This window comes from Nocardia sp. GTS18, from assembly GCF_013839555.1.
Lineage (GTDB): Bacteria > Actinomycetota > Actinomycetes > Mycobacteriales > Mycobacteriaceae > Nocardia > Nocardia rosealba.
Map to the genome: position 1 here is coordinate 332,272 of NZ_JACBIU010000001.1, position 21,241 is coordinate 353,512.

At 67.9% G+C, this 21,241-nt stretch carries 21 protein-coding genes; 8 read left to right on the forward strand and 13 right to left on the reverse strand.

The window, feature by feature from the left end; all coding sequences use genetic code 11:
* The first annotated feature begins 27 nt into the window (after positions 1 to 27).
* Positions 28 to 1,638, forward strand: coding sequence for an MFS transporter (locus HYG95_RS01615; protein WP_181696223.1), 1,611 nt, complete (start codon positions 28 to 30; stop codon positions 1,636 to 1,638).
* A 20-nt stretch (positions 1,639 to 1,658) separates the two neighbouring features.
* On the opposite strand, the gene HYG95_RS01620 is transcribed toward HYG95_RS01615, so the two are convergent.
* A complete protein-coding gene (locus tag HYG95_RS01620; protein WP_181696224.1) occupies positions 1,659 to 2,399 on the reverse strand; it encodes a GTP-binding protein in 741 nt (246 codons plus the stop codon).
* A gap of 122 nt (positions 2,400 to 2,521) precedes the next feature.
* Here HYG95_RS01620 and HYG95_RS01625 point away from each other — a divergent pair, with 122 nt between their 5' ends.
* From HYG95_RS01625 to HYG95_RS01650, 6 genes are all read left to right on the forward strand, one after another.
* Positions 2,522 to 2,968: a Zn-ribbon domain-containing OB-fold protein gene (locus HYG95_RS01625; RefSeq protein ID WP_370465644.1), complete on the forward strand. Its 447-nt coding sequence runs from the start codon at positions 2,522 to 2,524 to the stop codon at positions 2,966 to 2,968.
* Positions 2,961 to 4,163, forward strand: a complete 1,203-nt coding sequence (locus HYG95_RS01630; RefSeq protein WP_181696225.1) for a lipid-transfer protein — start codon at positions 2,961 to 2,963, stop codon at positions 4,161 to 4,163. The genes HYG95_RS01625 and HYG95_RS01630 overlap by 8 nt, the downstream gene beginning before the upstream one ends.
* Positions 4,164 to 4,327: 164 nt before the next feature.
* Positions 4,328 to 6,157, forward strand: coding sequence for a hypothetical protein (locus HYG95_RS01635; RefSeq protein WP_181696470.1), 1,830 nt, complete (start codon positions 4,328 to 4,330; stop codon positions 6,155 to 6,157).
* Positions 6,157 to 6,348, forward strand: coding sequence for a hypothetical protein (locus HYG95_RS01640; RefSeq protein WP_181696471.1), 192 nt, complete (start codon positions 6,157 to 6,159; stop codon positions 6,346 to 6,348). The genes HYG95_RS01635 and HYG95_RS01640 overlap by 1 nt, the downstream gene beginning before the upstream one ends.
* Positions 6,345 to 6,713, forward strand: a complete 369-nt coding sequence (locus HYG95_RS01645) for a hypothetical protein (protein ID WP_308017127.1) — start codon at positions 6,345 to 6,347, stop codon at positions 6,711 to 6,713. The genes HYG95_RS01640 and HYG95_RS01645 overlap by 4 nt, the downstream gene beginning before the upstream one ends.
* Entirely contained in the window at positions 6,710 to 8,038 is a 1,329-nt protein-coding gene (locus HYG95_RS01650) for a hypothetical protein (protein ID WP_181696226.1), read from the forward strand. Before HYG95_RS01645 ends, HYG95_RS01650 begins: the two co-directional genes overlap by 4 nt.
* On the opposite strand, the gene HYG95_RS01655 is transcribed toward HYG95_RS01650, so the two are convergent.
* From HYG95_RS01655 to HYG95_RS01690, 8 genes are all read right to left on the reverse strand, one after another.
* Entirely contained in the window at positions 8,007 to 8,396 is a 390-nt protein-coding gene (locus HYG95_RS01655; protein WP_181696227.1) for a ferredoxin family protein, read from the reverse strand. The genes HYG95_RS01650 and HYG95_RS01655 overlap by 32 nt on opposite strands.
* On the reverse strand, positions 8,393 to 9,979 hold the full coding sequence (locus tag HYG95_RS01660) for an FAD-binding protein (RefSeq protein ID WP_181696228.1): 1,587 nt from the start codon (positions 9,977 to 9,979) through the stop codon (positions 8,393 to 8,395). Before HYG95_RS01660 ends, HYG95_RS01655 begins: the two co-directional genes overlap by 4 nt.
* 62 nt (positions 9,980 to 10,041) lie before the next feature.
* The gene (locus HYG95_RS01665) at positions 10,042 to 10,977 is read right to left on the reverse strand and encodes a TauD/TfdA family dioxygenase (protein WP_181696229.1); all 936 of its coding nucleotides are present in this window, start codon (positions 10,975 to 10,977) and stop codon (positions 10,042 to 10,044) included.
* Positions 10,978 to 11,081: 104 nt separating this feature from the next.
* The gene (locus HYG95_RS01670; RefSeq protein ID WP_181696230.1) at positions 11,082 to 12,422 is read right to left on the reverse strand and encodes an LLM class flavin-dependent oxidoreductase; all 1,341 of its coding nucleotides are present in this window, start codon (positions 12,420 to 12,422) and stop codon (positions 11,082 to 11,084) included.
* 15 nt (positions 12,423 to 12,437) lie between these two features.
* Positions 12,438 to 13,301, reverse strand: coding sequence for an ABC transporter permease (locus HYG95_RS01675; RefSeq protein ID WP_181696231.1), 864 nt, complete (start codon positions 13,299 to 13,301; stop codon positions 12,438 to 12,440).
* Positions 13,294 to 14,139 (reverse strand): ABC transporter ATP-binding protein, encoded by an 846-nt coding sequence (locus HYG95_RS01680; RefSeq protein WP_181696232.1) that lies wholly within the window; start codon positions 14,137 to 14,139, stop codon positions 13,294 to 13,296. Before HYG95_RS01680 ends, HYG95_RS01675 begins: the two co-directional genes overlap by 8 nt.
* Positions 14,136 to 15,218, reverse strand: a complete 1,083-nt coding sequence (locus HYG95_RS01685; protein ID WP_181696233.1) for an ABC transporter substrate-binding protein — start codon at positions 15,216 to 15,218, stop codon at positions 14,136 to 14,138. Before HYG95_RS01685 ends, HYG95_RS01680 begins: the two co-directional genes overlap by 4 nt.
* A 253-nt stretch (positions 15,219 to 15,471) precedes the next feature.
* Entirely contained in the window at positions 15,472 to 16,206 is a 735-nt protein-coding gene (locus HYG95_RS01690) for an IclR family transcriptional regulator (protein ID WP_181696234.1), read from the reverse strand.
* Positions 16,207 to 16,368: 162 nt separating this feature from the next.
* On the opposite strand from HYG95_RS01690, the gene HYG95_RS01695 reads away from it, so the two are divergent.
* The gene (locus HYG95_RS01695) at positions 16,369 to 16,992 is read left to right on the forward strand and encodes a TetR/AcrR family transcriptional regulator (RefSeq protein ID WP_181696235.1); all 624 of its coding nucleotides are present in this window, start codon (positions 16,369 to 16,371) and stop codon (positions 16,990 to 16,992) included.
* A 21-nt stretch (positions 16,993 to 17,013) separates the two neighbouring features.
* Here the strand turns inward: HYG95_RS01695 and HYG95_RS01700 are convergent, their stop codons facing one another.
* The 4 genes from HYG95_RS01700 to HYG95_RS01715 form a co-directional block, all read right to left on the reverse strand.
* A complete protein-coding gene (locus HYG95_RS01700; RefSeq protein WP_181696236.1) occupies positions 17,014 to 18,099 on the reverse strand; it encodes a lipocalin-like domain-containing protein in 1,086 nt (361 codons plus the stop codon).
* Positions 18,096 to 19,334 carry an oxygenase MpaB family protein gene (locus HYG95_RS01705; RefSeq protein WP_181696473.1) on the reverse strand — a complete coding sequence of 413 codons (1,239 nt, stop codon included), beginning with the start codon at positions 19,332 to 19,334 and terminating at the stop codon, positions 18,096 to 18,098. The genes HYG95_RS01700 and HYG95_RS01705 overlap by 4 nt, the downstream gene beginning before the upstream one ends.
* A gap of 159 nt (positions 19,335 to 19,493) precedes the next feature.
* Positions 19,494 to 20,453 carry an ABC transporter substrate-binding protein gene (locus HYG95_RS01710; RefSeq protein WP_181696237.1) on the reverse strand — a complete coding sequence of 320 codons (960 nt, stop codon included), beginning with the start codon at positions 20,451 to 20,453 and terminating at the stop codon, positions 19,494 to 19,496.
* A 29-nt stretch (positions 20,454 to 20,482) separates the two neighbouring features.
* On the reverse strand, positions 20,483 to 21,241 hold the full coding sequence (locus HYG95_RS01715; protein ID WP_181696238.1) for an ABC transporter ATP-binding protein: 759 nt from the start codon (positions 21,239 to 21,241) through the stop codon (positions 20,483 to 20,485).

Sequence of the window (21,241 nt, forward strand, 5' to 3'; positions counted from 1 at the left end):
TGCTCGACCGAACAACGGAGCGTGGCCATGTCCACCAGTACCCCTCGACTCGACAAAGACGACCACAACGACACCGGACGGCTCGACGGAGCCTCGCGCACCAGGATTTTCACCGTGCTGGCGGTGATCGTCCTGTTCTCCGAGATCGCCCCGATGCAGTACACGATCGTGGCGGCGGCGTTACAGAAGATCGCGCCGAGCTTCCCCGGTGTCGGGGCCGACATCAACTGGGCCATCATCGTCTTCGGGTTGATCGGCGCGGCCGCGTCTCCGTTGATCGGCAAGATGAGCGACGTCTGGGGCAAGAAGCGGATGTTCCTCATCTGCGGTGCCCTGTTCGTCATCGGTTGCGTACTCGACGCGACCACCTCGAACTGGGCGGTCTTCCTGTTCGGTCGCTGCCTGCAGGCCACCGCCATCGCCACCGCGGTCATCGCCTACGGCCTCATCCGAGACCTGCTGCCGCGCACCATGATTCCGTTGGCGCTCGGGCTCACCGCGACCGGCTTCGGCGTCGCCTCGATCGCGGGTCCGGTCCTCGGCGGCTACCTGGTCGACAACCACAGCTGGCGCGCCATTTTTTGGGTGCTGGCGGCGTTCACCCTGGCGATGCTGCCGCTGGTCTGGTTCATCGTGCCCGAGTCCGAGCTGCGGGTGCCCGAGCGGATCGATATCGTCGGCGCCGCACTGCTGTCCGGAGGTGCCGCACTCACCTTGATCTACGTCGACAAGGGCCACGACTGGGGCTGGGCGAAGCCCACCACGCTGCTCTGGCTGGTCGCGGGCATCACCCTGCTCGTCCTGTTCGTCGTCATCGAAAAGCGTGTCGCGACACCGATCATGAACATGGAGTTGCTGTTCCACCCGCGCGTCGCGCTGGTCCTGGCCGGGGCGCTGCTGGCCTCGCTTCAGATCGGCATCGTCTCCTACGCCATCGCCTACATGGCCCAGACTCCACCGGATTCCGTCGTCACGGCTGGGATCGGGCAGTCGACGGTGGCCGAGATCCAGCGCCTGACCGGTCAGGCGGTACCGCTCGACGCTGTGCGCGTCGCCCTCGATCCCGGCTACACCTACGGCAGCGGGTACTCCCTGCTCGAGTTCGCGATCCGGATCGCCCTGCTCGGTTCGGTGATCACGATGATCTTCGGTGCGGTCGCGGGTCTGCTGGCCAAGCGAATCGGTGCCCGGCTCCCCCTGATCGTCGCCCTGATCATCTTCGCCGGTGCGGGCATCGCGTTCGCGCTGCTACCACTGACCACCACCAACTTCCTGGTCGTGAACTCGATTTTCAGCGTCGGCTTCGGCATGTACTACGCCTGCATGCCGATCCTGCTGGTCGAGGCGGTGCCGCAGGAACAGCAGGGCGTGAGTCTCGGCATGCTCGGGGTCATGCAGTCGATGGGCGTGGCGATCGGCCTGGCCGTCGTCACCGCGTTCCTGCACAACAACGGCATGAGCGCCATGGTGAGCGTGGGCGGCCTACCCCAACCGGCGACCCCGCTGCCCGACCTGTTCGGTGACCACGGCTACCGGCTCGGTTTCTGGGTCTGCGCGGCGGCATCCATGCTCGCACTCTCGCTCGCGCTGGTGATGAAACACGGCCGCACCCCGGCCACCGGGGGCACCGCGCACTGACCCGGACACGCCCTCGGCGATCAGTAGTCGAGGGCATGTTCCGGCTGGCAGACGAACAGGGGTGACGGTAGGTAGCGGACGACGGCGTCCAGGAGGGCGGCGATGTCGTCGCTCGCGCTGGGTGCGTCGCAGAGGATGGGGACGACGTCGCCGTTGCGAGTGCGGCGGCGGATGCGGTTGTGCAGGTCCCGCGCCGAAAGGGAGTCCGCGGAGTCCGATTCGGTCAGCGTCTCGACGAGCGCGCGGTACCAGCACCCGGCGGACTCTCCACGGCTACCGGCAGTCTCGAGCGCCGCGGCCGACACCAGATCGAGGACACCGTCGAAGCCGTCCCCGGTGCCGACCGGGACCTGCAGTGCCAGCGGTGCTGCCCCGCGAGTGTCGGCGATCGTACGAACGCAGCGGTCGAAATCGGCGGTGGGTCGATCGAGGCCGGTGACCAGGCACAGGCGGGCGACCTGGTGGTCGTCGGCGACTCGCAACATGATTTCCAGCCGAGGGGTGCTGCGCACGGCGGCGTTCACCACCACGACGACTCCGTCCGCTACGCGAATGGCGCGTTCCAGGTCGGCTATGAGCGCCTCGTTCGACGGCGCGGTGATACGAATCGTGTGCTCGACACCGTCCGTCGACCAGCGGACGGTGTCCTCCGTGTCGCCGAAGCACCGGCGCAGGCGGTGGGTCAGCCGGGTCGCCCCGGCGGGATCGCCGACGATCGTGACATTGCGGATCGACTGCGGGTCAATAGCTTTGGTGCCCATCGCGCTGCGGTACTCCAGATCGACGTCATCGCATCCTCGACGCGCTCACCGTACCTCCGCCCGAGCGGCGCCGGATCGGAATTCCGCCCCAAAGTAGAACGTGTTCCTATACCGTCGGCCACGTGCAGAAAGAACAACGCCCCGCCGTGGCTGACTGGTTCACTGCGGACGACGGCCAGGTACGCCTCAAAGGAACCCGCTGCAACGACTGCGGCACGCCGTACTTCCCGAAGAACACGCTCGCCTGCCGCAATCCGCAGTGCACAGGTGCCCACGACGGCTCCGAGCTCGTCGAGTACCTGTTCTCCACACGCGGGCGGATCTGGTCGTACGCGGACGCTCGGTACAAGCCGCCCGCGCCCTACGTCTCGGCCGATCCGTTCGTGCCCTACGTCGTCGCGGCGGTGGAGCTCGAGGTGGAGCAGATGGTGATTCTCGGGCAGGTCGAGCGCGGTCTCACCGTGGACGACCTCGCCGTCGGTATGCCGGTCGAACTGACCGTCGGCACGCTGTACGAGGACGACGACGCCGAGCACACGGTGTGGATGTGGAGGCCGGTCAATGACTGACACGAACGATCGCGACATCGCCGTCCTCGGCGCGGGCATGCACCCGTGGGGCAAGTGGGGCCGCAATTTCGTCGAATACGGTCTGGTGGCGGCGCGTGCGGCGCTGGCCGATGCCGGGTTGGACCACCGCGACGTCGGCTACATCGCCGGCGCCGACACCATCCGCAACGGTTACCCCGGCTTCGTCTCGGGTGCGACGTTCGCGCAGGCGCTCGGTTGGTCGGGTGCGCAGATCTCGAGCAGCTATGCCGCGTGCGCCTCGGGTGCGCAGGCCATCGCCAACGCGCGGGCCCAGATCCTGGCCGGACTGTGCGAGGTCGCGCTGGTTGTCGGCGCGGATACCACCCCGAAGGGGTTCTTCCAGCCGGTCGGTGGCGAGCGCCGCGACGACCCGGACTGGTTGCGCTTCCATCTGCTCGGCGCCACCAACCCCATCTATTTCGCGCTGTACGCCCGCCGCCGGATGGCCTTACACGGCGCCACCCTCGACGACTTCGCCGCCGTCAAGGTGAAGAACTCCAGGCACGGCCTGAACAATCCGAACGCCCGCTACCGCAAGGAGGTCTCGGTCGAGGAGATCTCCGCCTCGGCGATCGTCTCGGACCCGCTGCGGTTGCTCGACATCTGTGCGACCAGCGACGGTGGCGCCGCCCTGGTGCTCACGTCGATGGACTACGCCCGTCGCCACGGCGTCACCGATCCGGTGCGCATCTCCGCGCTGTCGACGGTCACGCCGACGTTCCCCAAGACCGTGCTCGATCTGCCGGATTTCTCGACGGATTCGGCGGTGGCCGTCGAGCCGCCCTCGCGCACCTTCCGGTCGGCCATCGCCCACGCCGCCTACGAGGAGGCCGGTATCGGTCCCGAAGACCTGTCCCTGGCCGAGGTCTACGACCTGTCGACGGCACTGGAACTGGACTGGTACGAGGACATCGGGCTCTGCGAGACAGGCGAAGCGGAGGCTCTGCTGCGCAGTGGCGCGACCACCTTGGGCGGACGGGTGCCGGTGAATCCCAGCGGCGGCCTGGCCTGCTTCGGCGAGGCCATCCCAGCCCAGGCCATCGCCCAGATCTGCGAACTCACCTGGCAACTACGCGGTCAGGCCGAGGGCCGCCAGGTCGACGATGCCCGCGCGGGCATCGCGGTGAACCAGGGCCTGTTCGGCCACGGATCAGCGATCATCGCCACACGCTGACCCACGGCGTCGTTCCCCGCGGCGCGCAGGATCGGATCCGCGACCTGCGCGCGTGGGGTATCGGCACCGCGCGGAATTCGAGATACTGTTCGTTACCCCATCGACCGGGCGCTTCGACCCATCGGAGGACTGCCGTGTCCACAGCGATATCCGCTCCGTCGACGATGCCGGTCGCGCAGGGCACCGAAGGCGGTGGCGCCGCCCTCGATCAGGTCGCGCTCATGACCGGTGCGGCCGCGGTGATCGGTGCGGTGCTGCTGTGGGTGGCCTACCTGCACCGGACCCGACGCATCACCTGGCTGCAGCGGCTGGCCGACTTCAGCGGGCGCATCATGAACCGGCCGGGCTGGGTGGCGCTCCCGATCGCGATGTTCCTCGCGACCATCTTGACGGCGTTTCTCGGCTTCATCTGGGATGTGAGCCTGCACGTCGGCAAGGGCCGCGACGCCGGACCGCTGGCCAACCCGGCGCACTACTTCATCCTTGTCGGCCTGTTCTTCCTCTTCATGGCGGGCATGCTTGCCGTCATCCTGCCGCTCGACGAGAAGCCGGGCCGGGCCGCGGTGAAGATCACCCGCGACTGGTACGCCCCCGTGGGCGGCATCCTGATCGCCGGTGCCGGTTTGTACGCGCTGATCGGTTTTCCGCTCGACGACATCTGGCATCGGCTGTTCGGCCAGGATGTCACGCTCTGGGGGCCCACTCACCTGATGCTCATCGGTGGGGCGGGTCTGTCGCTGATCGGCGTGCTGCTGCTCGAACTCGAAGGCCGGTACAACCGGCCCGACCCCGCGCGCATCGACGGCCGGGTGTTGTGGGCGGTTCAGGCCTTCGCTTTCGGCGGCCTGGTGATCGGGCTGTCGGTGTTCGGCGTCGAATTCGACTTCGGTGTGCAGCAGTTCCGGCTGGTGCTGCAACCGATGTTGATCGTCTTCGCCGCGACGATCGCCCTGATCTCGGCGCGGCTCACGCTCGGCCCGCTCAGCACGTTGCTGCTCGTGGCCTTCGCCTTCGGTGTGCGCTGGGTCGTCGCGGTCCTGGTCGGCACCGGATTCGAGGCGCCGCGCAACGTGTTTCCGCTGTACCTCGGTGCCGCGGTCGTGGTCGAATTGCTGGCTCTCCTGCCGTTGATCCGCCGACCGCTCTGGTGGGGCGCGCTGGCCGGGCTCGGGGTGGCGACGGTGGGCATCTGGCTCGAATCGCTGTGGATCGAGCGGATGTTCGTCAATCCCTGGGTCGCCGGGATGTGGCCCGAACTGCTGGCGATGGCGGTGCCGGTCGGTGTGGCGGGCGGTGTGATCGGCGCGATGCTCGGCACTGTGCTGCGCGGCGAGCCATTGCCCAGGCCCGCGGTGCGCCGCGGACTGGTTGTCGCCGCGGTGGTGATCGCCGCCGCGGCCACCACGAACGGGCTGATCATCCGGGTACCGGAGAACGCGTCGGCGACGGTCGTGCTCACCGACGCCGAGCCCGTCCGGGGCGGGCGGATGGTCACCGCCGACATCCGGCTCTCCCCCACCGATCTGATCGGTGCCGATCCGGAATGGGTGGAGATCCTGGCCTGGCAGGGCGGTACCGGTGACGACAGTCCCGGCCACGGCCTGGTCGTGGACGAACTGCGTCGCGTCGCCGACGACCACTTCGTTTCCACCCGCCCGGTGCCCGTGCACGGCACCTGGAAAACGGTGCTGCGCCTGCAGGACGGGCGCATGCAATCCGCGCTGCCCCTCTTCATGCCGCTCGATCCCGGCATCGGCGCCGCGGAGGTGGCCGCGCCCGCGAGCTTCACGCGGCCGTTCGTCGAGGAGATCTCGGTGTTGCAGCGCGAGCGGTCCTTCGACCATCCGTCCTGGCTGATCGGCCTGGCCGGCCTGGTGGTGCTGGCATGCAGCCTGGCCTTGATCGCGGCGATGGCGTGGGGCGCCGCGCGCGTCAACGATCGCTATCTGGCGGCGGGCAGCACACCGGATCAGAAGGCAACGGTCGACACGTGATCCGCCAGGAGAACGTCGACATTCTCGCCGACCACTCCCTGCTGCTGGCGATTCCGGCCTTCCTGCCCGCGGTCGCGCTGGTCGGGTTGGTGTTGTTCATCGCGATGCGCGATCGGCGCGCGGAGAGGCGCGAAAACGAAGGCGCCGGAACTGAATCCACGCAGACCGACGGCAGTGAGGAGAATCCGTGAGTACTCGTCGACTCGGGTTCGGTCTTGTGACGGTCTCCGTGGGTGCGCTGCTGATGGGCTGCTCATCGGGCGAGCCGACCGTCGAGCCGGTGGCGACCGCACGCACCATCGACATCCGGATAGCCGACGGCGAAGTGTCTCCGGTGAATACGCGCACCGAAGCAGAGGTCGGGCAACGCATCGTGTTGCGGGTCGACAGTGACGCCACCGACGAACTCCATGTCCACTCCGCTCCCGCGCACACCTTTCCCGTCGCCGCGGCCGCCGGCCAGGAGTTCGAATTCACGGTGGCGGTTCCGGGCCAGGTGGACATCGAACTCCACCACCTCGGACGGACGGTGACGACGCTGCTGGTCCGGCGTTGAGCCCCCTCGCCCACGGTCTCAACGGTGCCGCGGACCTGCCGATTCCGCTCACGTACGCCCTGGTCGGTGCGGCGTGGGCGCTGACGTTCTCGTTCGCGCTGCTGTTCGTGGCCTGGCGTCAGCCGCGACTCGACCCGGAGTCGCCGGGATGGCCGCTACCCACGCCGGTGCGGCTGATGATCGACGCTCCCGTGACTCGCGGCATAATTTCTGCGATCAGCGTGGTGTCGACCGTGTGGGTGCTCGTCATCGCGGTGTTCGGTTCCGCCGATCCGGCCCTCAATCCGGTTCCCGGAGTGCTGTATATCGGCGTCTGGGTCGGGGTGATGGTGGCGTCGCTGCTGATCGGACCGGTCTGGAAGGTCATCTCCCCGATCAGGGCGATCCATCGATTCGGCTGTCTATTGCTGCGGCGCACGCCGGAACACGGAATTATCCGCTATCGCGAGGAGTGGGGAAACCTCCCCGCCGCTGTCGGCCTGTTCTCCTTCGTGTGGCTGGAGTTGGCTTGGCGCACACCGGGTTCGGTGACCTCGGTGCTGACCTGGCTGATCGGCTACCTGGTCGTCACCTCGATCGGCCTCGTACTGTTCGGCACCGTGTGGGCAGAACGCGCCGACCCGCTCGAGGTGTACAGCACGCTACTGGCGCACCTGAGTCCGTTCGGCCGCGACCGCGCGGGACAGCCGGTGCTGCGGATGCCGCTGAACAATCTCGCGGGAACCCCCGGGCTCGCCGGATCGGTAGCGGTCGCCGCGACATTGCTCGGATCCACCGCCTTCGACAGCTTCTCCACATTCCCGTGGTGGCGCGAACAGGTCGACAACCTGGCCCCGGTGGTCGACCCGACACTGGTGCGCACGGCCGGGCTGCTGGTCTTCATCGGGGTCGTGGGCGGACTGTTCTCCGTCGCCGCGCGCGCCACCGGCGGTGTCTCCTCCGCCGAACGCGCGCTGCTCCCACGGCGGCTGGCGCTCAGCCTCACCCCGATCATCGCCGGTTACCTTGTCGCCCACTACCTCACGTTTCTCGTCGAGAAGGGACAGGCGACGATGCTGCTGTTCGCGGACCCGCTCGACCGTGGCTGGAATCTCGCGGGCCTGGCCGATCGAGACGTTGCCTACGTGCTGTCGAGCCATCCGAGTGTGCTCGCCACCTGCAAGGTGCTCGCTGTCCTGATCGGCCATATCCTCGGCGTCGCCGCCGCACACGACCGATGCCTGCTCCTACTCCCCCCTCGTCACCGGCTGACCGGCCAGTTGGCCTTGATGCTGACCATGGTCGCCTTCACCTTCACCGGGCTGTATCTGCTGTTCGGGGGTTGAGGTCCGATCCGCTCCCGGCCTCTCCCCGGGTGAGTCGCGGCGGTGGAGCACCGTGCGGCAGGGGTGGTCCCACCGCGAGCAGAGCACCCACTGTTCGACCATTTCCCCAGCCCAGCTTCTCGCGGTACCTGCCGATGTGTTCGGTCGGCACGGATGCCGACGCGAGCGGCGTGGCATCGGGTGCCACGTAGAGCGCGTCGGCCGGGCAGTAGGCCTCGCACATGAAGCACGTCTGGCAGTCGGATTGCCTCGCGATGACCGGAATGCCCGACTCGGTACGGTCGAACACGTTGGTGGGGCAGGCGAGTACGCATTTGTCGCAGCCGATGCAGTCCTCGGCGCGCAGCAATTCGATCACAACGCCACCGCCTGACCGGTGTTGCGAGCGGCAGCGGTTCCGGTCCACGGGGTGTCGAGTCCCCCGGAGATCACGTGATGGTGCTGGGCGGGGTCGGTGCCCGGGTGATCGGCACGTTTGCTCATGCCACGGGTCTCGGTTCGCGACAGGGCCGATCGGTACATGAGCCTGCCCACCGCGGTGATCGCCACGGCCTGGCGTGCCCGCACCCGATCGCCGCCGGTGACGCTCAATTCCGCCGCGGCCACGTCCCACAACTCGTCGAGACGGCCCAGGGCGGCGCGCAGCCGGTCACCGTGGCGCAGATAGTTCTTCTCGAACGGCATCAGCTCACGCTGCGCCGCGCTCACCAGTTCGCCCGCGGTCAACGTGCCGGACCCGGCCGTGCGCAACCCGACCCGGCCCGCACCGACGACCTCGCCCTGCCCGGATGCCGATCGCGCATACCGTGCGGCGCCCGCGCCCGCCCAACTACCCGACGACATCGCCCACGCCGCATTGTGGCTACCGCCGCCGGTGAACCCACCGCAGATACGCTCCCTGGTGGCGGCGTCGCCCGCGGCGTACAGGCCCGCGACGCTGGTGGCGCAGTCGTCGCCGACCACGTCGATTCCGCCGGTGCCGCGCACCGTCCCCTCGGCGAGCAGATCGATCTCGAAGCGCTGGGTGAACGGGTCGATCCCGCGTCGATCGAACTGCAGGAAGAAGTTCGGCTGACCCACCCGCATCTGCGCCTGCACGGTCGCGTCCGCCCGATCGAGTTGGGCGAACACCTTCTGGTGCAGCAGGTTTCGTGCGATCACCGATCGTCCGCGGGTGGAGCCCGCGTCCTCGATCACCCGGCCGTCCTCGCCGAAGAAGGTGGCGTAGCCGTAGTAGGCGGTTTTGGTGATGGTCGAGCCTTTGGGCACGATCGCGTAGGCGTTGGAGAATTCCATGCCGGAGAACCTGGCGCCCACTTCGGCCGCCATCAACGCGCCGTCACCGGTGTCGACATTGGTGCCGAGCGCACCGGACAGGAACGCGCAGCCGCCGGAGGCCAGCACCACCGCGCCCGCCGTGATGCGGTAGTCACGATCCAGCTGGCGTTGCCGACCCGCCGCACCGCACACCGCACCCGACTCGTCGACGAGCAGTTCAAGAGCGGGCGAGTGATCGTGGATCTCCACTCCGATGCGCTTGAGCCAGGCGCGCATCCGGCGCATGTACTCGGGGCCCTGCACACCGGTGCGCAACTGCTGCCCGGTCACCGGGTCCACCGGGAACGGATAACGCCCCTCGACGGCTAGCCGGTTCATATTGGCATAGGTCTGGTCGAGGACCCGATCCATCCAGTAGTGGTCGGCGAGATGACCGCCCAAGGCCTCGCGGGCCGCCTTCGCCGACGCCCGCGCCTGCGCTTCCGGCGCCACGTACCAGACTCCCGTCCCCGACGGTGCCGTCGCGCCGCTGGTTCCGCAGTAACCCTTGTCGACCAGAATTACCCGCGCGCCCGCCTCTCTGGCGTGGATCGCCGCCCAGGCGGCGGCCGGACCGCCGCCGATCACCAGAACATCCGTACTCGCGGACCAGGTTTCGCTCATCGCAGTCGATCTCCTGTCGAAAGCCGGTGCCCGGCCCGCAGACCGGGCACCGGAGGGGTTTGTCAGACGCCGGTGAACTTCGTGCCGGCCACCGAGGTCGACGCGGCACCGTCGACGCCGACCGGGACATCACCCTCGAGGGTGGTGCGGTAGAGCACACGGGTGACGTCGAGATGGTCGAGGTCGCTCGGTGCCAGATGCGCGGTGGCACGGTTGTCCCAGAACGCGATACTGCCTGCCGCCCAGCGGAATCGGACGGTGTAGGCAGGCTGGGCGATCTCGTCGAACAGCAGGTCGAGCAGGGCGTCGCTCTGGCGAGGGGTGAGGCCGATGATCCGGGTGGTGAAGCCGGGGTTGACGAACAACACCCGCTCCCCGGTCGCCGGATGCACCCGCACGACCGGGTGTTCGGTCACCAGCGGCGACGCGGCGGTCTTGCGGGCGTAGTCGCTGTCGGCTTCCCAGGGTGGGATCCGGCCGCCGAATCGGTGCTCGGCGCGCAGCCCGTCGAGGAAGGTGCGCAAGGATTGCGGCAGACCGGCGTAGGCGGCGGCCAGGTTGGTCCACTGGGTGTCGCCACCGTGCTCGGGGGCGATCTCGGCCCGCAGAATCGAGGCAGCGGGCGGGTTGATCAGCGGGGAGACATCGGTGTGCCACTGGTTGGTGTAGCTGAACTTCTTGCGGCCGAACCGCTTCTCGTACAAATGGCTGTCGACGGCGAGGATCTCGGGGTACTCGGTCGGTGCGTCGTCGTCGTAGGGGTGCGACGGTGTCACCGCGCCGAACCGCCGGGAGAAGGCGATCTGCTCGGCGTGCCCGATGTGCTGATCGCGGAAGAACAGCACCTTGTACCGGTGCAGTGCCGCGGTGAGGTCCGCGACGGTGGCGTCGGTCAGGTCGGCGCGCAGGTCGATGCCGGTGACCTCGGCGCCGATGTGCCCGGCGACCGGGGCGATCTCCAGTGCTGTCGCGCTGCGAGGGCTTTCGATGGTGGTCATATCCATGGTCCTTCAGGAGAAGCTGGGGGTGGCAGGTGCTCGTGGTCGCCGACAGGAACTGCTCACCACCCGCATGAGCTCCAGATCGAGACGACGGGTCCGCATCAGGCGCTGACCTGTGCATCCCGGTGGGTGAACCGGCTCTCCACCGGCGCGAGCCCGTAATGCCCACGCAGAGTGGTGGATTCGTAGTCGGTGCGGAACAGGCCACGTTCCTGCAGGATCGGCACCACCCGGTCGACGAAGTCCGCCAAGCCACCGGGCAGGTACGGCGGCATGATGTTGAAGCCGTCGGCCGCACCCGCGTCGAACCAGCTCTGCAGTTCGTCGGCGACCTGCTCGGGCGTGCCCGCGAAGGTGCGGTGCCCGCGTCCGCCGCCGAGCTTGCCGATGAGCTGGCGAACCGTCAGATCCTCGGCTTCGGCGAGCTCCTTGACCAGGGTGAACCGGCTCTTCCCGCCCTCGATGTCGCGTTCGGCGGGCAGCGGTGGCAGCGGCGCGTCCAGCGCGTGCGTGGTGAGGTCGACGCCGAGCATGGTCGAGAGCTGGCGCAGCGCGTAGTCGGGCGAGATCAGGTCGGTGAATTCCTGCTCGAGCGCCTTCGCCTCCTCGACGGTGTCGGCGATGAACGGGACCAGGCCGGGCAGCACCTTCAATTCGTGTTCGGCGCGACCGTATTTCGCCAGTCGGCCCTTCAGTTCCCGGTAGAACCGCACGCCGTCGGCGAGGGTGCGCTGGGCGGTGAACACCGCTTCGGCGTGGCGCGCGGCGAACTCCTGACCCGATTCCGACGAGCCGGCCTGCACGAGCAGGGGCCGTCCCTGCGGGCCGCGCGGCGAATTCAGCGGGCCACGCACCCGGAACCGCTCCCCCACGTAGTCGAGGGTGTGCACCCGGGTGGGATCGGCGAAGACACCGTTCTCGGTGTCGAGGACGATCGCCTCGGACTCCCAGCTGTCCCACAGCGCCAGCGCCACCTCGACGAACTCCTCGGCCCGCTCGTAGCGGCGGGCATGCTCGGGGATGGCGTCGAGACCGAAGTTGTGGGCTTCGTCGGCGGTGCCGGAGGTGACGATGTTCCACCCGGCTCGGCCCCCGCTGATGTGGTCGAGGGAGGCGAATTTGCGGGCGAGATCGAACGGCTCGTTGTAGCTGGTCGAGGCGGTGGCGATCAGACCGATCCGCTCGGTGGCGGTGGCGATCGCCGACAGCAGCGTGACCGGTTCGAACACCGCGAGGGTGTTGCGTTCGATGCTGGGGCCGACGGCGAGGGTGTCGGCGAAGAACACCGAGTCGAGTTTGCCCCGTTCGGCGATGCGGGCCAGGTTCTGGAAGTGCCCGACGTCGAGCACCCGGTGCGCGTCGGTGCGCGGGTGGCGCCAGGCCGCCTCGTGGTGCCCGACACCCATCAGGAAGGCGTTGAGATGAAAGGTCTTGCGGGACATGGGTGGGTCTCCTGATCAAGCGTCGGTCGGGGCGGTGCGCCAGCGGGACAGGCGCCGTTCCAGTGCGACGAGAGCGAAATTGAAACCGAGGCCGATCAGCGAGATCGCCACGATCCCCGCGTACATCTGCGGGATCTGGAAGTTCTGCTGTGCGGCGGTGATGAGGTAGCCCAGACCGGCCCGCGCACCGACCATCTCGGCTGCGATGAGCACGAGGATCGAGCCGGCCGCCGCCATTCTGATGCCGGTGAAGATGGACGGGACGGCAGCGGGCAGGATCACTTTCTGGAACAACCGCAGTGGTGAGAAGCCCAGCGACACCGCCGATTTCACCAGCAGCGGGTCGACAGTACGCACACCGGTGATGGTGTTGAGCAGGATCGGGAAGAACGTGGCGTAGCCGATCAGCGCGATCTTCGACGTCTCACCGATCCCCAGGATCAGCACGAACACCGGCAGCAGTGCCAGGGCGGCGGTATTGCGGAACAGCTCGAGGACCGGGTTGAGAAAATCCGACACCGGTTTGTACCAGGCGATGGCGATTCCCACCGGCACCGCGATAACCAGGGCGATGGAGAATCCGGTGACCGACCGCGTGAGGCTGGCCGAAACATGCTCACTCAGTTGGCCGTTGGCGGTGAGCTCGGCGAAGGCCTGCACCACGACGGAGAACGGGGGCAGGAACACCTCGTCGACCAGGCCGAGTCGCGGTGCGAATTCCCACGCGCCGAGGAGCAGCGCGAAGGCGAGCAACGGCTTGGTGATGCGGGCCAGGGTCGTCACGGCCGTGCGGCCGGCGCGGACCACGCCCTCGGGGACGGGCCCGATGCGAACGGTGGCGCCCCTCGGACGGACGAGCAGTGGGAGGGCGCTAGACATGGGCAGGACTCCTGTCGGTGGGCGCGGCGGGATCGATGGCGAGCTCGAGCTGCTGCGCCCGGCTCACCTCGCTGCGCAGTTCGGTCCAGATGCGGTGGCGGTACTCACGGAACTGTTCGCTGGAGCGGACGTCGATATCGCCGGTGCGATCGATGTCGATGTCGATCACAGCCTTGACCCGGCCCGGTCGGGAGGTGAGCACCGCGACGCGCTGACCCAGGTAGACCGCCTCATCGATGCCGTGGGTGATGAACAGGATGGTCTTGCCGGTCGTGCGCCAGATGCGCAGCAGTTCGTCCTGCAGCGATTCCCTGGTCTGGGCGTCGAGGGCGGCGAACGGCTCGTCCATCAACAGCACCTCCGGGTCGAAGGCCAGGCTGCGCGCGATCGCCACCCGCTGCTTCATGCCGCCGGACAATTCGTGCGGGTAGCGGTCGCCGAAGCCGGCGAGGCCCACGAGTTCCAGGTAGTGATCGGCGATCTGTTTGCGTTCCTTGCGGGCGATTCCCTTGGCTTCCAGGCCGAAACCGATGTTGGCGCGGGCGGTGCGCCACGGCAGCAGCGCGTACTGCTGGAACACCACCCCTCGGTCGAGGCCGGGTCCGGTGACGGGCGAACCGTCGAGCAGAATCTGCCCCGAGCTCGGCGAGCTCAGGCCGCCGAGCAGGTCGAGCAGCGTGGATTTGCCCGAACCGCTCGGCCCGACCAGGACCAGGAACTCGCCGGCGCCGACCTCGATCGTGATGTCGTCGATCGCGGTGAACTTCTCCGTCGCGCCCCGCACGGCGAACTGTTTGCCGACGCCGTGCAGCGCGAGTTTCGCTGTGGTGCTGCTCATTTCGCGGCCACCACCTCTCCGGTGGGACCACTGGCGGGCTGGTAGGTGCCGTTGGCGTAGGGGTTGTACTCGTTGGTGTAGAGATCTTTCGCGGCGATCTTGCCCGCGGGCAGTTCACCGTTGCGCACGAGCCAGTCGATCCAGATCTGGATCTCCTTCTCCGCGATCACCGCACCCGGCACGGGAATACCCGCGCTGCGCCAGTAGTCGAGCAGCTTCAGGTTCTCGTTGCGGCCGCGTTCGGTGATGATCTCGGTGAATTTCGCGATCGCCTCCTCGCGCGGTGTCACCTGCAACCACCGGGTCGCCCGGGCGGTGCCCTGTACGAAGTCCGCGACGGCCTCGCCGTTCTGGGCGATGAAGTCGGTGCGGAAAACGTAGGTGCCGTAGTCGAATTCACCGAAGATGGCGGTGTCGGTGAACAGCGGGCGCACCCCTCCACGCCCGACGGCGGTCTCGCGCCACACACTGTTGAGCGCGCCGACGTCGATCTGTCCGCTGCGCAACGCCTCCTCGGTATTGACCGGCGGCACGACGATCAACTGCACCTGCTTGATCTCGGCCTCGGTCAATCCCTGCTGGTGCAGCCACTCCCTGGTGACGAATTCGTGGTGCGCGCCGAGCGTGTTCACACCGACCTTCTTGCCGATGAGGTCGCGGGCTGTGGTGATTCCAGAATCTTCGCGGACGAAGTATCCGGTGAACGACTTGTCGTCGGAGCCGTAGGAACTCAGCACCGATCGCACCGGTGCGCCACCGGCGGCGAGTTTGACCACCGCACCGTTGAACGCGCTACCGAATTCGATCTGTTTCGTAGCGGCGGCCTGGATATTGGCCGGGCCGCTCGTGGTATCACCCTCCCACCGCAAACTGATCTTGCTGAAATAGCCGAGTTCGTCGGCGAGTTCGTAGGGGGTGACCAGACCGGTCTGGCCCTGATAGCGCAGCACGGTCTTGCCGTCGGCGGTGGTCGGGGCCTCGGCGGTGCCGCACGCGGTGACCACCGTGAACGCGGCGGGAGCGACGAGCGCGGCGGCGAACGCGCGCAGCGAACGTCGTCGGAAGACAGTGGACAGCATGATTCGGATTCTTTCGACGGTGGACAATCGGAGATGAACAGAGCGGATCGGCGGCAACGCGGGCCGCCGCGCGGTCAACTGCGACAGAATCCGGGTGCGAGGCGCATCAAATCCACCGTGCGACGGCGGACGAGCGCGGGAAATACGATCATGTCGGGACTTTCATCGAAGGTGTGGCGAAGAATTCGCCACAACGCATTTCATGATGCCCTGGAATATACGGCCGGCCAATACCTATTTCGCATAGTGGAAATCAGCGTGCGCCGAATTCCGTGCCTGCGGCCGCGGTGTGGAAGTACGGACCGATACGCACCGCGATCCGGTGCATGGCGGGCACGACGGCCCGCACGAGGTCGCGATCGAGGCGCACCGCGCGCGCCTGCACCCCGAGCGCGCCCCACACCTGTTTGCCGGGCCCGAGCACCGGGACCGCGACCGCGCGGATCGGATCGTCGCTGTCGATCTCCTCGACCGCGAAACCTCGCTTGCGCACGGAGTCCATCAGCTCACCGCGGCCGCTGCCGGCCGGGGTGTGGGCGAGCAGTGCGTGGCCGACGGCACTGTCGTAGAGCGGCCTGCGTTCCTGCGGGATCTGGTTGGGGCAGAACGACACCGGTGGCCGCGCCTGGAAGACGGTCAGTGCCTCACCGGCATCGGGCACGCTGAGGGACACCGTGATCTTGATGCCGGCGGCGAGCGCGTACAGGTGCGGCGCGGCGGCGTCGAGCCCGAGCCGCGCCAGGGCAGGCCGGGCCAGGCAGGCGAGCCCGTGCCCGATCCGATATCGGTCGCTCGACGGGTCCTGTTCGAGCAGTTTGCCGCGCACCAGTGCCTGCGCCAGCCGGAATGTCGTACTGACCGGCAAGCCGCAGCGCTGCGCCAGTTCACTCACCGACAATTCCGGATCACCGCCCCGGAAGCACTCGAGCACACGCACCGCGCGATCGACGGTCTGTGCGCCGGAACGGGATGGCTCGGTGGCGGGCATGGCGGTCTCCTACTCGATGAGCTGCCCTGAACTATCGCCAGTCTCGTGAGCAGGTGCAATGCTTCCGCGCACCGTCAGCGTAATTCGAGCGGCCCCGTGAAACACTGTTCGGTGACCGCAGACCGAACGGTCGACCGCCCGCGATGCCGAGAGGAGACGGCCATGACCGACGAGCCCGGGAATTCCCGACCGCCGGCGCCGGTGTCCAAACGCAAAGCGGCGGCCCGGGGAGCGGCCCGCAGGCTCGGTGTCGAGGACTGGACTAGCGCGGCCCTGCGGGTGCTGCTGCGCGACGGCGTCGGCGCCGTCACCATCGCCAAGGTCTGCGAGGAACTCGGGGTCACCAAAGGCAGCTTCTACTGGCACTTCGACGGAATCGACCAGCTGCTCGAGACCACAGCGCAGTTCTGGTGCGCCGATCACAACGACGCCGCCCGTGGCTTTCACGACCTCGACGAACTGCCCGTCGAGCAACGCCTGGAACGCATGGGCGCGTTGCTCACCGAGGAGCGGGTCTGGCAGGTCGAGCTCGCGGTCCGCGACTGGGCACGCACCAACGCCAAGGTGGCCGAGGCGGTGAAGGCGCTGGATCAGCGGATCTTCCACACCCTGTCCAAAGCCCTGATCGAGCTGGGGTTCTCGCCCGAACAGTCGGAGATGCGGGCCGGGCTGATGTGCTTCGCGGGCATCGGTTTCGTGCACGGCAATCAGAACCTGCCGGTTCCCACGGCGGATCAGCGGCGCGAGTTCTTCCGGTTCATCACCAGCGCCGGGCCACGGTGCTGAGCCGGTTTTCCTGGTCGGCGCTCAGGTCAGCGCGACCAGTTCGTGCAGCGTCGTTCCGGCACGATGGGCGGTGCCGTCGCCGGTGTGCACGCTCAGTTCGAAGGTGGACTCGAACCGGAAGTAGCCCGGATGCCCGACGAGCCGATGTACGAGCGGCTTGACCAGGCGTGAGCGCACGACCGGCAGATCGTCGAGCAGATCGTGGGCGTGGATGACCCGGGTGACGTCCAGGCGCAGTTCGAGTCGCCCCGGCACCCGCAGTTCGACCCATTCGGGGTAGGTGCGGCCCGCGGTGGCGTCGAAGCGGGCGGGGCCCTCGGTGAGGACTGTCTCGCCGGTGGACAGCACGATGTCGGCGTGGTGGGCCAGCATCAACGGGTTGATCTCGTGGCCGCCCTTGCGCTGCTGGGTGAGCACCGAGGCAAACAGCAGCGAGTAGTCCTCCACGTACAACCGGCCCCAGTGCCAGCGCTCGATGGTCTTCTTCATGTCACCGACGCCCCAGTTGTGGTCGTGGTAGCCACGTCCGGTTACCTCGTGCCGCACGCCGTCGAGCTCGATGGTCCCGGTCACTCGCGCGCGGGGCGCGGCGACCATCCAGCCGAAGGAATCCTTACCGCCGAAACGGGTTTCGCCCTTGCCGGGCATCCAGCCGGGGACCTCGTTGTGGAACCGCAGGTCGAAGACCAAGCCGTCCTCGGCCATCCGCAGATGGTGGGTGGGCAGACCGTCGGCGTGCGGTTCGGTGCGGGCGGTGTTGGCACCGATACGCACATCGCAGGCGTCCGGCGAGAACGAGGCCGCCGAGTGCGGATACCGCCGTGACACCTGGCGGCGCGTGCCGTCGGGCGCGTAGATGATCAACTCCACCCAGGGTCGTGACAGCGGCAGGTCCTCGGGACGACGTTTGATCAGGAAGCCGATCACCACGTGGCCGGTGTCGAGGTGCGCGTCGAAATACCAGTGTTCGAAGGCGAGCCTGCTCGACGCGGGATGAAAACCGTTGTGGCGCGGCTCGATCGGCGTCAGCTCGCCGTCGCCGCGGCCGGGCCCGTTCCATACTTCGACGATGTCGGTGGCAGTCGTGGTCGCTTTCCGTCCGTTCATCGGCGCAGGGCTCCGCCTGCGTCGAAGGCCGCTTCGCGCCCCCGCATCTGGGCCCGGTACCAGTTCTCGCGATGGGCGAGCATGAGTTTCTCGTGTGCCCGCGCGAACGGCGGGCAGAACCGGCGCACGAGTTCCGTCACGGTGATCAGCGGGAAGCGCAGGATCGGGACGAGGATCCATGGGAATGCCGGTGGCATGGTGTAGTGCCGGCGCGTACCGGGGGCCATGTACATCGCGGCGTAGACCGAGTTGATCCGGAAGTTGTACATCTCGCGCAGGCGGGTCAGGCCGCGGTGACCGTCGCGGGGCGCGAACGCCGCCGGATACGACTCGATCAGTTCGGTCCCGTGCTGTCCGGCGTCGTAGGACCGTGACGCGATGGTCATCGCCAGCACGCGCAGCGCGTCGAGAACCGTGTCGGGATACCAGCGCAGCCGGACACCGAGCAGGTGGCCCATGTACTTCTGGAAGTGCAGCAGCGCACGGATTTCCGACGGTGTCGTCTGGTAGCCCAGCGCCCACAGGCCGAGGCCGGGTGTCACGCTGCCCGCCAGCAGGGTGAGCATCTGGTAGGTCTGGCTGATCGGCAGCCCCCACCGTTCGATGTCCCATTCGGGATGGCCGGCGACCTTCGCGCGCACCGACACGTGCATGACCCGTACCTTCAGCGCGGTGGCCCGGCCCGCCGAACCGGCGGTGAGCAGCGCGCCGCGCTCGGAGACGTCCATCCAGAATCGGCAGGTCTCGAGGAACCGGCGCAGCGCGCTGTCACCCGCGTACCCACCGGCCAGCGACAGTGGCGTGGCGACCGCTGCCTCGGTGTACATCTCGAGGGTCTCGGCCCCGGCGAAACTGAACAGCATGGTGCCCCAGCGCCGCCAGATCGCGGCGCCCTGCTCGACGAGTTCGGGCACCACCCAATCGGGCACCGTCTCGAATTCGGCGAACAGTTCGCGCATCGATTCCGGTGCCTCCGGGACCGCCTCGATGCCCTCGCGCAGGGCCTGCTCCAGCATCCTGCGCCCGGCTTTCGGTCCGATCTCGCCGTGCATCACCTCCGCGACGAACCGCTCGGCCACCGGGTCACCGGTGAACAGGTCTTCGCACAGGGCGATCGCCTGCTCGTCTGTCGGGAACAGCCGTTGCCTGGTCACGGCCGTGAAGACGCGTTCGACGCGCCGCACGAGCGGGGTGCCGCGCGCCTCCCAGTAGCGAAACGCGCTGGGGCACTTCACCGTTGCCCCGGCGTGAAGGTAGTCGACCTGACCTTCGACGGATTCGGCCACCGCAGGCCTCCTGACGTGAGCATCCATCCGCTGACTGCGATCAGGTCGACCATACTATGACGCATAGTTTTCCGTACCTGAAAGTACGGAAGCTAGGCGATCGCTCGCTCAGGCAACAGGAAGGAAGCGGTTGTCGATGACGGTCGCGTAATTCGGCAGCGGGGTGCCCGCCGGGATCTTGCCTTGACTCTCGGCCCACTGCCCCAGCTCCGTGAGCTTGCCCGGCAGGGCCGGCGGCAGTTGCAGAGTGAAGTCGAATTGCGGGAGCACACCGCGCAGCAGGTCGGGTCGCAGCTGGGTGGCGGCGGAGACCGCCTCGACGGCGGGCTCGGCGAGCGCTTTCAGTTGCTCGCCCGCCTCCGACAGCGCCGCGAAGAACGCGGTCAGAGCCTCGGCCTTGCGGGCGACGGCGTCCTGAGTCGCCAGATAGAGGCTGTGCTGGTGATAGCTACCACCGGTCAGCTCGACCGCGTCGGCGCCGAGGGCGGCCACCACCTGGGCCTGATACGGCTGGAAGATCGACACCGCGTCCACATCGTGCCCGCTGGCTGCGGTGACCGTCGCCGACGGCGCGACCTGCACGAGGTTGGCGGTGATGTTGTTGTGCGACAACGTATTCGCGGCGAAGTACGCGGCACTGGTGCCCAACGGTGTTCCGATGGACTTGCCCGCCAGATCCGCCACGTCGTCGATGCCCGCGCTGCGGCGGGCGATGATGCGTGAGCCTTCCCAGCGTGAACCGTCGCCGACGATCCGCAGCGACGGCGAGCGGGTGAGCACGGCGGAAGTCGGCACGTCGGCGGCGGTGGCGATGTCGACTTGCCCGGCCGCGACCGCCTGCAGCGCTTCCACTCCGGACGGGAAGTTGACTACTTCGACTGTCACATTGTGCTTGTCGAACAGCCCGACCCGATCGGCGACGGGTATCTGCGCCCAGGACGGGTCGACGACGAATCCGACGGTCAGCTTGGTCGGATCGTCGCTGTCCGCGTCCGCGCAGGCGGTGACGGTCGCGATGGCGAGCACGGTGAGCGCCGCGGCGACGACGCGGCGAGGGGAGATCTTCACGGTGGTATGTCCTAGCTCGAAAGGGAGGGTCAGGCGATGGCGTGGTCGATGCCGAGCTCGTGGTGCAAGAGCTTGCGGAGCCGGCTGTAACCGGGTTGCTCGGCCAGCGCGTCGGAGGGACGCGGCCGGGTCAGTGGGTTGGCGATCCGGTCGACGATGAGACCGTCGCGCAGCACACCGACGGTGTCGGACAGCCGGATCGCTTCGTCGATGTCGTGGGTGACGAAGACGACGGTGCGGTGGTATCTGGTCCACAGGTCGATGAGCAGGTCCTGCATTCGCAGCCGGGTCAGCGCGTCGAGTGCCGCGAACGGTTCGTCCATCAGCATCACCGTGGGCTCACCGGCGAGCATCCGGGCGATGCTCACCCGCTGCCGCATACCGCCGGACAGTTCGCTGGGTCGGCGCGTGCCGGTGCCCTCGGGTAGCTCGACCACCTCGAGGAGTTCGGCGATCCGCCGGGGTCGTTCGCGCGCTCGGACACCGCGGGCGCGCAGGGCGAACTCGACGTTGTCGGCCACCGACATCCACGGAAAGAGCACGTCGCGCTGAAAGGCCATGCCACGGCGCGGATCCGGGGCGAGCACGGGAACGTCGTCGTCGGTCACCTGCCCCGAGGTGGGGGTGATGAGACCGGCCAGGCAGTGCAGCAGTGTCGACTTGCCGCTGCCGGAGGCGCCGACCAGCACGGTGAACGAGCCGTCGGGGATCGACATGGTGATCCCGCCGAGTGTCGGTGCCGGTTGCCCGGGATAGTGCACGACCAGGTCCTGGATGTGAATCGCCAT